Source organism: Providencia sp. UF-183 (genome assembly GCF_058246155.1).
In genome coordinates this window covers 223,631-239,148 of record NZ_JBSICD010000005.1, presented here as the reverse complement: position 1 = coordinate 239,148, position 15,518 = coordinate 223,631, and the positions used below count along the sequence as shown (strand labels likewise).

Here is a 15,518-nt window from a genome sequence, read left to right as displayed (position 1 = left end):
GATTATGATTGCCTGTATTCTATTGGTGTGAGCCAAAAGCCTACGCTGAATTATTGAGGCAAGTTTTGAGCATGTTGCCATTGAAGTAACGATGTTTTTATTCAATATTTTGATCTTGATGGTAAGAAAGGAATTGAAGGCGTAGTTTACGTTGAACCTCGCTCAATTAAATGCCAATCAAGAATTTCATGGCAGTCATCAAGCTGTGGGTGCTTAATTTTATTGAGGAGTAATTGGACACTGCGGGTCCCAAATTGATGCATTGGCTGCACAATGCTGCTTAGTGGGGGAATGGTCACATCACCGAAAGGCACACCATCAAACCCTAACACAGCGATATCATTGGGAATATGCAAACCCTGTTGATGTAAAACACTCATTGCACCACCCGCAATGACATCGGAAATTGCAAATATGGCATCTGGCTTTTGGCCATTTTGCAGCAACCTTTCCATTGCTTGGGCGCCAGCAATGTAATCTAGTTCATCCACATATTCGATTTTACAATACTCAAGGCCAAGCTCGGCAAGTGCTTTTCGATACCCTTGCTCTCGTTGTTGTGAGTAGAGGTAACGCATATCGCTGTTAATTAATGCGATGCGTTGGCGATTTTTTGCTGCCAAATGATAAACACCCGCTATGGCAGCTTGTGAATTATCGATAGTAACAGAGGAGGCGCGAAATTCAGGATCCCCCTCACCACATTGCACCCAAGGAAAATCACCAATCATATCAGTAAGTCCCGGTAAGCAACTCACGGCATCCATGGTAATCACGCCATCAACAACTTTTCCTCTGAGTAAACTCAAGTAAGCAGATTCGCGGGTTGGGTTGGATTCAGAATTACATAATAAAATATGATATCCGTGGCGTTCTGCTTCTTCTTCAATACCACGAACGACTAATGAACAAAAGGGGTTAGTGATATTCGATACCAAGACTAAGAGCATGCGACTGCGGGAGGTACGCAGTTGGCGGGCTAATAAATTAGGCTGATAATTACATTGTGCGATGGCGGCAAGTACTTTTTCACGAGTTGCAGGTTTTACAATATGTTGATCGTTTAATACACGTGAAACCGTTGCGGCAGAGACTCCTGCGATTTTCGCTACTTTTTCTATCGACATCGTTCATTTTTCCTTTTGTCTATTGCCATGCACAGTATGCAACATCGTGATGAAAAGTACGATTGATACAAGTAATTTGTGATGCTGGTAGCAAATCTATCTTTTAGGTCATTTTTACAACACTTAGCGAGTTGCTGAAATAAACTATTTGATTATATTTTATAAATGAAATCGATTTCAGTAAAAATGTAATCGATTTCATTTTGAATTTTAGCTGCCATTTAATCAAAAGCCTCATTTTATAAACAATAAAACATGAGAGGTAATGAATGGATATACAACTACAGGTTGCGAAGCCTACGGATCGGAGTGAAATCGCGCGTTTGATTTACCACTCAACGAATGTTTGGTACCAGCAGCATGGCTTAGGCGCGATATTTCAGTCAGCACCAGAAGAGTGTCATTTATTTGTTGATGTGTATCAACAACTTGATGCGGGTTATCACTGGGTCGCTTGTGATTCCCAATCGACTATTCTTGGCTCTTGTTTTTTTCACCCACGAGAAACGCATTTGGGTCTTGGGATAATGAATGTCCATCCTGATGCTTTTGGGAAAGGGATAGCAAAAAAATTACTCGCCAAGGCGGATGAATTAGCTGGAAATTTACCCATTCGCTTAATTTCCAGTGCGTTAAATCTTGATTCTTATTCCCTTTATCGACGTGGTGGTTTTACACCTTATGCGGTTTACCAAGACATGGCGATTTCTGTGCCGACCCAAGGTGTGAATTTCCCGCGTTTAACTGAAGGCATTGTGCGTGATGCGCGAATCGAAGACTTACCCGCTATTTTACAGTTGGAATTTGACGTATTAGGTATTCAGCGTCAGCGAGATATTGAATATTTTTTAAAGGACACCAGTGGGTTATGGCGAATTGCCGTCTGGGAGCGTCATCAACGGATTGAAGGTTATCTCGCCTCTATCGCACACCCCGCATCAAGAATGCTAGGGCCGGGTTGCAGTTATCGTGACGAAGTGGCGCTGGATTTGCTGGGTTGGATGTTGGACAAACATCATCGTGGCGCGACGCCAGTGGTTCTCGTTCCTGTGGAGCGAAGTGCACTGTGCCAAGCATTAGTCCAATGGGGAGGCAGAATTTGTGAATTACATTTTGCGCAAGTTAAAGGCACTGCGCAGAAACCAAGCGGCGTGGTTATGCCGTCCTTTTTACCTGAAAGTGGCTAATAAAAAATAGAAATTAATGGGGGTCTTATGGGTACAGATAGTCTTGCTCAAGGGGGCAAAAATACTCTCCATGCGTGGGTAGTGCCACGACTGGCATTAATGATGTTCCTACAATTTTTTGTGTGGGGGGCATGGTATGTCACGCTCGGCGTTGTCATGGGGAAATACGGGTTATCTGCCATTATTGGTGATGCCTATTCAACGGGGCCGATAGCCTCTATTTTATCTCCTTTTGTATTAGGAATGGTTGTTGACCGTTTTTTTGCCTCACAAAAAGTGTTAGGTGTGTTGCACCTCATCGGCGCTATTTTGTTATGGATGATCCCAAGCTATTTTACAGGTGATCATAGTGGGCTGTTATGGATAATCTTTGGTTATATGCTCTGCTATATGCCAACCATTGCTCTTAGTAACAACGTTGCATTTTACAGTTTACCTAATAGTGAAAAAGCGTTCCCGATTGTGCGTGCATTCGGTACCTTTGGTTGGATAGTTGCAGGGCTGATTGTTGGCTCTACGGGGTTATCCGACAGCACAGAAATTTTCACATTGGCGGCAGCGGCTTCACTCGTTTTAGCCATCTACAGCTTTACATTACCGCATACTCCAGCACCAGAACGGGGCAAACCTGTTGCGATGCGTGATTTGTTATGCGCAGATGCGTTTGCCATGCTTAAACAGCGTCATTTCTTAATATTTATTATTTGTGCAATGCTGATTTCTATTCCATTGGCGGCTTACTACGCTTATGCGGCGCCATTTGTTGCGGCGACAGGGTTTACTAATGTCGGCGGTGTAATGTCTTTAGGGCAGATGTCAGAACTGCTGTTCATGCTATTGATCCCATTCTTTTTTGCTCGTCTTGGCATTAAAGTCATGCTGCTTATCGGTATGCTGTCTTGGTGTTTACGCTATGTGATGTTCGCGTTGGGGATAGCAGAAGAACTACGCTGGATGATTTACATTGGTATCTTCCTGCATGGGATGTGTTATGACTTCTTTTTTGTGATTGGTTTTATTTATACCGATAAAGTTGCAGGCGAAAAAGTCAAAGGTCAGGCACAAAGCTTGTTGGTATTGTTTACCTACGGTGTGGGGATGTTAATAGGTTCACAAATCAGTGGCATGTTATTCAATAGCATTGTGACGACTGAAGGTGCCGCTGCGTTGCCACAATGGCAAAGTTTCTGGTGGTACCCAGCGATTGGTGCATTACTGATTGCCGCGCTCTTCTTCTTTACATTCAACTATAAAGACCAACCCGCCAAGGAGAAACTCGATGGCTAATTTACGCGTCTTAGTCGTTGGCTGTGGCAACATGGGGGCCTCTCATGCAGAGGCCTATCACCAAATGGAGGGGGTTGATATCTGCGGGCTGGTGGCTCGCGGTGATTCAAAAGACGTTCTCAACCAACATTTAGGTGGTGAATATGCGACGTTTGATAATTACGAACATGCATTAAAAGAAACGCAACCTGATGCTGTTTGCTTAACCACGTACCCTGATACTCATGAAGCTTATGCATTGTTAGCCCTTGAAGCGGGATGTCATGTGTTTCTTGAAAAGCCGTTAGCAACAACGGTTGAAGGCGCTAAACGGGTTATTACTGCGGCTAAGCAAGCCCAGCGGCAAGTTGTTGTAGGGTATATCCTGCGCCATCACCCTTCGTGGCAACAATTTATTCATTTAGCACATGATTTAGGCAAGCCATTAGTCATGCGGATGAATTTAAATCAACAAAGTCATGGTCAGATGTGGAATGTACACCGTAACCTGATGCAGTCACTTTCTCCGATAGTTGATTGTGGCGTTCATTATTTGGACGTGATGTGCCAGATGACCCAAGCACAGCCTGTGAGTGTCAGTGCAATCGGTGCTAGATTGACCGATGAATTACCTGAAAATATGTATAACTACGGCCAATTGCAAGTTCGTTTCGATGATGGCTCTGTTGGATGGTATGAGGCAGGATGGGGGCCGATGATAAGCGAAACGGCTTATTTCATTAAAGATGTCATAGGCCCACGGGGTGCGGTTTCGATCATGGCACGCCATGGTGAAGGGAATAGTGATAATGTTGATGGACATACGCGCACGGACTCTTTACGTATTCACTACGCTGAGCTGGATAAAAACAATGCTTTTACGCACCCCGACCGCTGGGTTGACTGCCAAGACGAACCAGACCATTTAGCACTGTGCCTAAGTGAACAACGTTATTTTATTCAAGCCATTACACAGCAATTGCCTTTAGAACAGCATTTACAGGATGCACTTAATAGCTTGCGAATTGTCCTTGCCGCAGATGAAGCTGTGCGTACGCAACGTACCGTGATTTTAGGGAGAGAGTCATGAAAACTATCCAAGGTCCAGGCATTTTTCTGGCACAATTTATTGGCGAGAAAGCCCCTTTTAACTCATTACAAGGGCTTGCAAAATGGGCATCAGAGTTGGGTTTTACCCGAATTCAAGTTCCGACTATTGACCCACGCATCTTTGATTTAGATTTGGCTGCAAGCAGTCAAACGTATTGCGATGAGTTGATTGCCATGTTGCAGCAATATGATGTCCAAATCAGTGAATTATCGACACACATACAAGGGCAGTTGATTGCAGTACATCCTGCTTATGACTCGGTATTTGATGGTTTTGCGCCTGCGAATGTGAGGGGGAACCCACGAAAGCGGCAGCAATGGGCGACGGAGCAGCTTATCAAAGCGGCCAAAGCCTCCCAGCGTTTAGGGCTCACAACCCATGTTACGTTTTCAGGAGCGCTAGCATGGCCCTACTTTTATCCTTGGCCGCCTCATAATGCCCAATTGTTTGAAGAGGCGTTTGCTCAACTTGCCCTGCGTTGGTTGCCTATTCTTAATGTGTTTGATGAATGTGGTGTCGATGTGTGTTATGAGCTGCATCCAGGGGAGGATTTACATGATGGTGTGACATTTGAGCGTTTTCTTGGGTTAGTCGACAACCATCCACGTTGTCATATTCTGTATGATCCAAGCCATTTATTACTACAACAAATGGATTATCTTGCGTTTATTGATTGTTATCACACTCGTATTCGTGCGTTCCATGTCAAAGATGCGGAATATACGCCAAATGGGCGCAGCGGTGTTTATGGCGGTTACCAACCATGGATTGAGCGAGCAGGGCGTTTTCGCTCATTAGGTGATGGGCAGATTGATTTTGTGTCTATTTTCAGCAAATTAACTCAATATGATTTTTCAGGCGTTGCCACGATGGAGTGGGAGTGCTGCCTCAAGTCTCCTGAAGCAGGGGCGAAAGAAGGGGCTAGTTTTATAGCAAATCATATTATTCCTGCGGTAGAGCATGCATTTGATGATTTTGCTGCGGTAGACACTAATCGTCAGCAAATCAGAGCATTACTTGGGATTGAAAGTGATAAATAAAGGATGACACAATGAGACTGAAGCTCGGAATGGTTGGTGGCGGAGAAGGTGCTTTTATTGGCGCAGTACATCGATTAGCGGCTCGTATGGATGATGAGTTTGAGCTAGTCGCGGGTGCTTTTTCGTCGAATGAGCAAAACTGTAAACGCACAGGGCAACAGTTACACCTCGCTCCTGAACGTTGTTACGCCAGTTACCAACAAATGGCACAACGTGAGGCTGAGCGTGCTGATGGTATTGATGTTGTGACAATTGTTACGCCAAATTATCTGCATGCGCCTATTGCGACTGAATTTTTGAGGTTGGGTATCGATGTGATCTGCGATAAACCCCTGTGTACCTCATACTCAGAGGCCTTGCAACTTGCCAAAACGGTGCGTGAAACGGGCAGGAAACTGATCCTCACTCATAATTACAGTGCTTATCCCCTTGTTCGCGAGGCTCGCAGTCGAATATTGGCTGGAGAATTAGGGGAAATTCGTTATATAGAAGTGGAATATTTGCAGCAATGGTTAGCAACACGATTAGAAGATACGGGAAACAAGCAAGCGGGGTGGCGTAACGACCCACAAAAGGCGGGGGCAGGCTGCATTGGCGATATCGGTACTCATGCGTGGCAACTCGCATCATTCGTCACGGGGATGTTGCCAGAGGCGATTAGCGCTGAGCTATCATCTATGATCACGGGAAGAGTGTTAGATGATGATGTGCGTATACAAATGCGTTATCACAATGGGGCAAAAGGGCGTATCTGGGCGAGCCAAGTGGCTTGTGGTGAAGAAAATGGGCTCCGACTACGCATCTATGGTAGCCAAGGAAGCCTCACATTTTTCCAAGAAGAGCCTAATCAATTATGGTTAAAACCGCTTGATTCGCCTCTATATTGTGTGACTCGAGGGTCAATGAATCAGCGTGAAGATAATCGTATTATGGCGAGAGTGCCAGCTGGGCATCCGGAAGGGTATTTAGAAGGTTTTGCACAGATTTATCGTGAAGCCGCGATGTGTTTACGCGAAGGTGACGCGGCATCACCACTATTACCAGGGATTGAAACTGGGCTACAGGGGATGGCGTTTATTGATGCTGCAAAACGAAGTCATGATAACAATGGGCAGTGGATTGATTTCACAGAATATCATTGTTCATAACAACAGGTACGTGTGGTCTGGTATTCACATGGGACTGCGTCAATTCTTGCATTCTGCTAAAAAGATGGCCGTTCAAAAATATGAAGTCACCTCATTATTTTAAAAACGGTCTCAATAGCTTATCAAAGTGACTGAGGCCTAAAGAGTAAGGATTTACAGCGAGTTGTTCAATACGAGGCGACATAGGTGATGAGCAGGCCGAGCCCGCACATATGAGTATAAGGTGTATCCCAGTAATAAACTGAATAAAAGCCTAAAATGTATTCGAGCGACCAATATTCCAAAAGCAAAAAAAACACCATGATCTCCAATAGAAATTCATAAATAATGAGTTCGGCCAATGTTATCTCCTACCCGTCAGCTTAATTAAGTATCGTGGCCAAAATACACATAAGCTAAATTTTAATAACCACCAATTAAAACTTATGTGGCTACCGTAGTGTAGACATTGCTAAATGGGCGAGTTATCCCATTATTCTGCTTAATTTTATAGGGTTAATAAACTTTCGATTTATCATTCGATTATTATGTAAAAAGAGTTATAGTAATGATTAATTAATAAGTTAATTAATCATAATATGATAGGTGCGTTATCTTGAGCTTAATTAAAAAATATCGCCATATTATCAGTGTGAGCTTGCTATCCTTATTGCTAATGGGATGCAGCCAAGGACATTCTCCACTCTTTCCTATGTTAGGCGCTTATTTTCCTTATTGGATGTTATGTGTCTTAATTGGATTAGTTGGCGCTATATTATTGCGTGTTATTCTCGTTTATTTAGAAATTGATGATAAATTGCCATTTCCTCTTATGTTTTATTTTGCTGTTTTGTTATCAATCTCTATTACCGTATCCTTACTTTATTTTTCTCATTAAATTATGAATATAAAAAATAAAAAAAAGATAGCTATCATCATATCAATCGGTGTATTTGTTGCCTTATTACTATTGATATGGAAAAGCTTACAATCATCGATTCTGAGTCCACTAAGTGAAGATGCTGTGATTGAGGCGAATAAAATCAACATTTCTTCTGTCGTTCCAGGGCGTGTAAGCCAATTTTATGTTAAAGAAAATCAGGAAGTTAAAAAAGGCGATCGGCTATTTACCATTGACCCTACAATGTATGCTCTACGAGTGAACCAAGCTAAATCTGAGTTACTCGTTGCTGAAGCGGCATTAAGTAACAAGAAGCGGATTATTGTCGCCGAAACATCAAATTCAGAAGTCGCTGAAGAACAAATAAAACGTGCACAAGTTAACCTTGCTCTCGCAACTCAGTCATTAAAACGCTTAGAACCCTTGTTAGCAAAAGGTTTTGTCACCGCTCAACAAGTTGATGATGCGCGCACCTTGAAACGCGATGCAGAAGTCAGCTTAAAGCAAGCTCAGAAGCAAAATGTCGCGTCAGAAGCATTAATTAATAACACAAAATCTGAAGAAGCACTTGTTGAGTCACTAAAAATATCCCTCGCGATGGCAGAGTGGGAACTAGGTAACACAGAAATTAAAGCACCGAGTGATGGGTATATTGTTGGGCTAACAATGTCCGCTGGTGAGTTTGTTATTTCAGGGCAATCCGTTTTTACACTCATTGATACCGAAACATGGTTTGTGTCCGCTTATTTTAAAGAAACTGAGCTAGACAACATCCAAATGGGTCGTTGCGCAGTTGTTTATTCAATGATTAATAACAAGCAACCGATTAAAGGTCGGGTACAAGGTGCTGGCTGGGGGGTAATGTCTACCGACTTGCTGAATATACCTCGAGACTTGCCTTATGTGCCCAAGTCTTTAAATTGGGTACGTGTTGAGCAACGTTTCCCTGTGAGAGTCATTTTAGAAAACCCACCGAAAAACCTGATGCGGGTTGGTGCCACAGCCACTGTTACTATTGTATCTCAAGATGATGACTGCTAAAGCGTTGCTGGTTGTTCAACAAATAAAACAAGATTTATTGCCATCTAAGTTTCGTTTTGCAACGACATGGCGTATCGCCTTGCTATGTGCATTAATGGCTGGCGTTGCAATGTTATATGAAATTCCAGAATCGGCGATCAGCTGCTACCTGATTATCTACCTTGTTAAAACAAATGCGATTGAAAACATTCTGTTGTGTGTGGGTGTTATGGTGCTATGCAGTATTGCCGTTTGTATGATTTTTATATTATTTAACCTCACCATCCAAAATGTCATGCTGCGTTTTTTCTTTATGGCCCTGTTCTCAGGGTTATTTATGTATTTATCTTCAGCGAGCACCCTTGGGGATATCGGTAACTTAATTGCGCTTGTTATCGCATTTTTAATGACTCTGATTGATGATGTTCCTTTTGGTGATGCGGCGACAAGAGGGCTTTTATATGCCTTGTTAATGGCTGTATCCCCTATGTTATTGGTGATTATTTTTAATTACTTTTTTGGCATTAGCCCCAAAAAACTATTAATGAATAAGTTGGCTGAACGCTTTGGGGATGCAAGCCGATTCTTTTTAGGAAAAGTACCGTATTCAATTAACATCACTGACGCTTTAAGTACACAGTCTGAATGTAAGCGAAATCTAATGCTAATTAAGCTTTTTTTTCTTAAAGGAAAAGAAGAAATTCAGTGGCTAGATAGCATAATTGATAATTCCTATGAAATACTGATCATGTCCTTAAATTTACCGGATGATACTTCAGCGGAAACTCGCCAATTACTCGCAAAAAAATGTCAATTTATTGCACAATGTTTGGAAAATAATCAAATTAAACAGCTGGAAACGCTGAAAAACGAAAAAAGTAGCCATCTTGAAAACTCACAGATACTGGCTGACTTTCAGGATATCTTATTTAAAAATAAAGTGATTAATGATCCTAAAGTTAAAAATTCTTTTTTTGTTAAAGATGCATTTACCAATCCAAACCATAAATATTTCGCCATCAAAACAACCTGTGCTGCACTAATATGCTACGTCTTTTATGATTATTTTGAATGGCAGGGGATCCACACTGCGATGATCACTTGCTATGTTGTTGCATTAACTTCAGTCGGTGAAACTGTCCATAAGTTAACACTGCGTATTATCGGGTGTTTAATTGGTGCATTAATCGGAATTATTTCTCTTGTGTATATCATCCCGCATTTATCCGATATTTTTAGCTTAATGGTACTCATCTTCTTCTGTATTTTACCTGCTGCATGGGTAGCCGCGGGCAATGAACGTATATCTTATGCGGGAGTTCAAGTTGGACTGGCTTTTTTATTAACCGTTCTTCATGGTTTTAAACCGAGCTATGATATGGACGTTGCTTCCGATAGGATCCTTGGCATCCTATTAGGTAATGTTGTGATGTACATTATGTTCACTAAAGTGTGGCCAGTGTCTATCATGACCGCAGTTAACTCGCAAATTAGAAATATTCTAGATAATTATGTTGCACTTAAATTAAAATCTTATAATAACAATGTAGAGGCTCTCAGCTTGGTTGCGGCAATAAATGAGGGCATCATTAAAACAAAAGATGATATTAATTTATTGATGTTTGAAACCCACTTTAAAGATAAAGGGGGGGCCTTAACGCATTTCTTTAATCAATTTTTAACTGACGTTTCGGTAGAGAGTTACCATAATTATTCATCTGAGTTTATTGCTTTCAACCATAAAGGCCATTTTGATTCGAATACAAACTTAAAATCCGCCAGTGATTTGAAATATGCTGTGTTAAATGCAATACCTTCAAATTTATCAGCTCAAGAAAAAGAGCAAGTCATTAAAGAACTAGTGAGCGAGAAGTAATGACAATGACCCCATTAATGAGATATGCAAAAAAACGCGTTATCCTCATCTCGATACTCAGTATTTTTCTTGTCGGTTGTGTTGATACAAGCCGTTCATTTATGGAAAAAGCGCAGCAGCCTCTACAATATGAAACTGACAAGTATATTTCATCCCCAGAAGAGAATTTATATGCTGAACATAACGAACCATCTAAAGAACAGTATAATTTAGCAAGCCTTATCGATGTCGCACAAAAAAATAACCCAGAGACACGCATTGCTTGGGAACTCGCTAAAAAAGCTGCAACCAACGTGGGAATGGTTGAAAGCACCTATTTACCGGTGATAACTGCAACGGCCTTGGGCGGTTATCAACGGGGAACATTAAAACTTCCTCATAATGACTTGGTCGATAAAATTGATGTTTCTAATCATGTTTTTATCCCTGCGATTACGTTTCAATGGTTATTGTTTGATTTTGGCAAACGAGGCGCACTCGCTGATGCTGCCAAACATGCCTCTTTAGCCTCTGATTTGAACTTTAATTTGCTTCATCAAAAAATTATCCATGATGTGACCATTGCCTATTATGCATATGGGGCCGCACAGAAAAAAACAAAAATAACGGATGACGCTTTAGAGCGAAGTCGCCGAATACTGTATGCTGTAGAACAAAAGAAAGCACGTGGGCTAGCAACTGTATTGGATGTTGCATTGGCAAAACAGCAAGTCTCACAATTAGAGTTTCAGAATGTATTAGCGAGGGGAAAAGAAAGAGATCAATACCAATTATTACTTTCTAGCATAGGTATATCCCCACTTAAAACGATTAATATTCAATATAATGACAACGATGTCCTGCCTGAAAATATTGCACCATTGACCCATGAAAGGATCAGAAATGCGTTAGCCCAACGACCAGATGTACTCGCTAACTATGAGTTATCACTGGCAGCTATGAAAACGACTCAATCTGTCGAATCTGATTATTTTCCCAAAGTTTATTTAGCGGGCGCAGTCGCGGGGGGGAACAGTCGTTTAGATGTACAAGGGCTACCGGGTATTAACCAGAGCTCTTCATCCTCAAATATTCTGATCGGTGTCAGCATCCCGCTTTATGAAGGAGGGATAAGGCAGGCACGGATGAAGAACGCCCAGTCGGATATTCTTATTGCCCAAGAGAATTTGCGAAAAAGCCAAGAAGTAGCAATTCGAGAAATGAGTTTAACCGAAAATGCCTTAAAATCAGCGATCGAGGCCAATAAAGCCGCGAAAAACTTAGTCGAAACAACCCAACTAAGTTATACCGCGAGTGTTGATTTTTATAAAAATGGTTTAGGAACGGTGACTGAAATAAATGCTGCGGAAATTGCATTATTAACCGCAGAGCTTGCACATATTGATTCCTATACAGGCTCTGTTATTGCGGCTGTGGATTTAGCCTTTGCATTAGGTGAAATTGAAAAGGCTATGCCAAAGTATGAAGGTGCTGCTATTAAATAGCTTATTTGGTTTATGACATGCAGAAGATAATTGAGCCTAGATTATCTTCTGCAATGATAACTTAAATTAGTAAATATCAAGTTGTTGAAATACAGGCTTTCCTTCACCGCTAAATTGGCTCAGTGAATATTGAGTATAGTTCATTTCACCATAGCCTCTAATACACATTACACCGTTAGATAAATCAGATAAGCAGCTCCAAACCGTATATTCAGAAAGCAAACGATCCGCAGCTCCTTCGCCTTCCCCCATATTATCAACGGTCATATTTTTAGTACGGTCAAAATTATTCATAATATGTGCGAGTGTCATCATCGCTTCTTTTGCGTTATCGGCTTTCAGTGCATAAGTACTGTAAAAAACTCCTCGAACGAAACGCCCAACAGAAGTATCTGACGAAGGAAGATTTGACGTTGCAATACCGCTATCAGGCTGAGTAACACGAATATTACCCAGCATGCTTGTTGATATATCAAGGTTTGATAACTGGCTATAATTATTCAGGTTTTTTAGATGCCATTGAAAATCAGGCCCATTAGTCATAACGCGGGTAGGGTTATCAAAAACCTGTAATTTGCCATTGACTTCCTCAACAACAATGCTACCACCTTGTTTATCATAAAAAGCATAGTGGAATGGTGATGTTAAATTTCTAAAATTAACCAGAACGGGAGACCAAAAGTAGCCATTTTCAACGGCTTTTTTAATTTCATCAACATGAGAAAAAAGGGATAAAGCCCATTCACCTAATGAGGTAACAGGCAATGAGAGCGAATATTTTTCGGGATTAATCGGTGCCAGCTCAGCTTCAGATATCATATTAGCGCTAAAGGCTAATCCTGCACTATTTAACCCTTGGAATATATTCTGGTTATCACCATCAAAATACACTTCGGTAGCTATTGCAAGAATATCGAATTTAGATGTGTAATTAATGCCATTCTCTCCATTTGGGGCTTTTTTCTGAAAGAATGTATTGGCAGGATAATACGTGACCCAAGAGGGAAGGTCTTCGGTTAATTCTAATGTTCGCCCTTGGTAAATATTATTGTGACTATCTGTTATCGATAAGCTGGTGCACATTTTATTATCCTCTTATAGAGATGATGAGCGAGAACTCTCCAGTTAACCATGCTACTTGCTCATTATCAGCGTGTTTTTACATAGAGATTAATCATTAAAACATTAAATTGTTGTACGTGTTGAGTTTAATTGTTTTTTGTGAATTTATCTTAATCTTATGTATTTAATGTGATGAGTACAAAATATTTATCAATCAATGGATTGGCTATTTTTAATGTTTTTAGATATTGGACTTGTTAACGATGATATTGAGGGGAACGCTAATGGTTGGCAGAGGTTAACTTGCGTGCGTATTTTATTGATTATGAAGGGGGGCTAAGTAACCAATGTTAGAAATTTATAATGTGAATTACAGTAAATACCAAACCTCACTTCGGCGGTATTTATTGCCTCTCATGGCTATTCAAATAAAAACAAACATATAATGCTATAAAAGATAATTGAAACAGAGCTAAGTGTTGTAAGTAAATTATCTTTATTTTCATTTAATAAGATATATGCGAAAGGCATGATGCAAAAAAAAAGAGTTATCATGAAAAAATCGACACTCAAAAAAGAGGTGTTCGTCGTAAAAATGTTCATAGTTAATTCCATTTAAGTTAAGTTTGCATGTTTTATCATGTATTAACTTAAAATCCAACTCTCTAGATTTCATTATAGTCCACATGTTGCGCTGCTTTCTAACTGCATAGTTGGATTACATTCAAAGTGGCGTCGTAGGTATGAATCTGTGTGTGAAGTGTGCTAATTTTACTGATAATGATTACCTACAATGGATTCTTATAATGTGTGAGTGTGTAACTGTCGGAGATTTTTTTGCTTGCGCGGATGGCTTTTCTGACATCATCAAAACGAATAATATGATGCAATATAAATTCCCCTACTATTTTATTGAGGATAGTCCATGCGAAAAATCGTATCCACAATTTAGTTATGGTGAATTTTACTATGGTTGTAATGAATGCGGTCAGGCTTGGTACTTTGAATGCACTCCAGAGAAATATACCTCTCCAATTTTTGGTATTAAATTGGCAAATATAAACACTAAAATTAGAGATAATGAAATTAATGCTATCAAGCAGTTTTTGATTGTTTTAGCTCATGAAGGGTTCTCTAAAAATAAGTGTAGGCATATGTTTTGTTCAAGCTATGCACTTAACGGTCTTGAGGTATGCTTAAATCATTTAGGATTCGGTTATAGTTCGGAATAAATAGCAATAATTGGTTGGTGAGTCGGTAGGTTCTATGGTTTTTGAGTGGCAGCAACGGCGGCTAAGGCAGATGCTCCGAGTATAAAAATTTTTACGACTGTAATTCATTTTCGACCACTTCATAGTTCAAGCCGAAGCTAGTGTATCTAAATATGAGTTATTTCCATTTTTCACTGATCTCCCATCATACTCCTTAAGATATCCCCCATAATGCCTAAACAACATCTCAGGCCCTTTATGTCCCAGCCAGCCAAAATAAGTTAGCGCCTTGGCTAATATGTCTTGTGGCAAAGGTATGTCTCGTTTGATAAGGGTTACGATACCTGATACCCGCTTTTTTCAATGTTGGTACCCATGCTTTTTTTTTGATTGCATCAGCACCTGCTCAGGCTTTATTTGTTTTTGGATCTTCGAAAATTACACCATCTTTTATAAACGTGAATTGCTTTTGGTTATTTAGGGCGTTCAGGGCTTCACTATTTAATTCAACCTTTCTAGTGCCAGCTTTAGTTTTGGTTTTCTTAATAACGCCGACGACGCTGGCGGATTGCACGTGTGCAGTATTTTCTATGAAATCAATATCACTCCATCTTAATGCACATAATTCAGAGCTTCTTAACCCAGTATTAATGGCAAACTGAAATAAGTTTTTCCATTGCTTATATCTTGCCGCAGCGAGTAGGGCAGAGACTTCTTTAGGTGAAATTGAAACAGTGAAACCAACTAAAAATGCGTTGACAAGACCAGATTTCCTGATCTCGTTTTATCCATCATGTCGATAGTGGGGGGAGTTGATTAAATTTTTTTAGTTGGATAGAAAAGGGCGTTTGTAATGAACAAGGTAAGGGGATAGCGTGGTTTTCAATTGGGAATGTTGAGCTATATTATCGCCTTGAATTAAAACAATGGTTATTCAAGGTAATAATTTATATCTGATATTTTTTATAATAATACTGAACCGTGAACAGCGGCGGTAAAGGTTTAATTCTCGTCTGTAGTTGATGTATTGCCATCAATGGCAGAATGAATTTAGGGGAGATGAGTCGGCTATTTTAGTTACTGACTAAAGCTAGACGGCTAGCTGC

Annotated in this window: 12 protein-coding genes and 1 pseudogene; 10 read left to right on the top strand and 3 right to left on the bottom strand. The window is 40.5% G+C overall.

The genetic code is table 11. From position 1 onward, the window contains the following. Window positions 1–146: 146 nt before the first annotated feature. On the bottom strand, window positions 147–1,127 hold the full coding sequence (locus tag AC4IFT_RS06795; protein WP_490750935.1) for a LacI family DNA-binding transcriptional regulator: 981 nt from the start codon (window positions 1,125–1,127) through the stop codon (window positions 147–149). Window positions 1,128–1,396: 269 nt separating this feature from the next. On the opposite strand from AC4IFT_RS06795, the gene AC4IFT_RS06790 reads away from it, so the two are divergent. The 9 genes from AC4IFT_RS06790 to AC4IFT_RS06750 all read left to right on the top strand — a co-directional run bounded on the left by AC4IFT_RS06790 (window position 1,397) and on the right by AC4IFT_RS06750 (window position 12,139). After that, window positions 1,397–2,314 carry a GNAT family N-acetyltransferase gene (locus tag AC4IFT_RS06790; RefSeq protein WP_490732352.1) on the top strand — a complete coding sequence of 306 codons (918 nt, stop codon included), beginning with the start codon at window positions 1,397–1,399 and terminating at the stop codon, window positions 2,312–2,314. Window positions 2,315–2,341: 27 nt separating this feature from the next. Beyond that, window positions 2,342–3,601 (top strand): MFS transporter, encoded by a 1,260-nt coding sequence (locus AC4IFT_RS06785; protein WP_490750934.1) that lies wholly within the window; start codon window positions 2,342–2,344, stop codon window positions 3,599–3,601. Continuing rightward, complete coding sequence (locus AC4IFT_RS06780; protein WP_490750933.1) at window positions 3,594–4,670, top strand: Gfo/Idh/MocA family protein; 1,077 nt, start codon at window positions 3,594–3,596, stop codon at window positions 4,668–4,670. Before AC4IFT_RS06785 ends, AC4IFT_RS06780 begins: the two co-directional genes overlap by 8 nt. Beyond that, window positions 4,667–5,731: a sugar phosphate isomerase/epimerase family protein gene (locus AC4IFT_RS06775; protein WP_490732346.1), complete on the top strand. Its 1,065-nt coding sequence runs from the start codon at window positions 4,667–4,669 to the stop codon at window positions 5,729–5,731. The genes AC4IFT_RS06780 and AC4IFT_RS06775 overlap by 4 nt, the downstream gene beginning before the upstream one ends. Window positions 5,732–5,742: 11 nt before the next feature. Then, window positions 5,743–6,879, top strand: a complete 1,137-nt coding sequence (locus AC4IFT_RS06770) for a Gfo/Idh/MocA family protein (RefSeq protein WP_490732344.1) — start codon at window positions 5,743–5,745, stop codon at window positions 6,877–6,879. A 595-nt stretch (window positions 6,880–7,474) separates the two neighbouring features. Beyond that, window positions 7,475–7,756, top strand: coding sequence for a YtcA family lipoprotein (locus AC4IFT_RS06765; RefSeq protein WP_226693952.1), 282 nt, complete (start codon window positions 7,475–7,477; stop codon window positions 7,754–7,756). Window positions 7,757–7,759: 3 nt separating this feature from the next. Beyond that, window positions 7,760–8,800 carry a multidrug transporter subunit MdtN gene (gene mdtN / locus AC4IFT_RS06760; protein WP_490750932.1) on the top strand — a complete coding sequence of 347 codons (1,041 nt, stop codon included), beginning with the start codon at window positions 7,760–7,762 and terminating at the stop codon, window positions 8,798–8,800. Then, a complete protein-coding gene (locus tag AC4IFT_RS06755; RefSeq protein ID WP_490750931.1) occupies window positions 8,787–10,655 on the top strand; it encodes an FUSC family protein in 1,869 nt (622 codons plus the stop codon). The genes mdtN and AC4IFT_RS06755 overlap by 14 nt, the downstream gene beginning before the upstream one ends. Then, window positions 10,655–12,139 carry a TolC family protein gene (locus AC4IFT_RS06750; RefSeq protein ID WP_490750930.1) on the top strand — a complete coding sequence of 495 codons (1,485 nt, stop codon included), beginning with the start codon at window positions 10,655–10,657 and terminating at the stop codon, window positions 12,137–12,139. Before AC4IFT_RS06755 ends, AC4IFT_RS06750 begins: the two co-directional genes overlap by 1 nt. Before the next feature lie 66 nt (window positions 12,140–12,205). Here the strand turns inward: AC4IFT_RS06750 and AC4IFT_RS06745 are convergent, their stop codons facing one another. Beyond that, a complete protein-coding gene (locus tag AC4IFT_RS06745; RefSeq protein ID WP_490750929.1) occupies window positions 12,206–13,222 on the bottom strand; it encodes a linear amide C-N hydrolase in 1,017 nt (338 codons plus the stop codon). A 722-nt stretch (window positions 13,223–13,944) separates the two neighbouring features. On the opposite strand from AC4IFT_RS06745, the gene AC4IFT_RS06740 reads away from it, so the two are divergent. Beyond that, the gene (locus AC4IFT_RS06740; protein WP_490750928.1) at window positions 13,945–14,433 is read left to right on the top strand and encodes a hypothetical protein; all 489 of its coding nucleotides are present in this window, start codon (window positions 13,945–13,947) and stop codon (window positions 14,431–14,433) included. Window positions 14,434–14,559: 126 nt separating this feature from the next. Here the strand turns inward: AC4IFT_RS06740 and AC4IFT_RS06735 are convergent. Then, a pseudogene (locus AC4IFT_RS06735) lies at window positions 14,560–15,139 on the bottom strand (site-specific integrase); the annotation flags it as partial. Window positions 15,140–15,518: the final 379 nt, after the last annotated feature.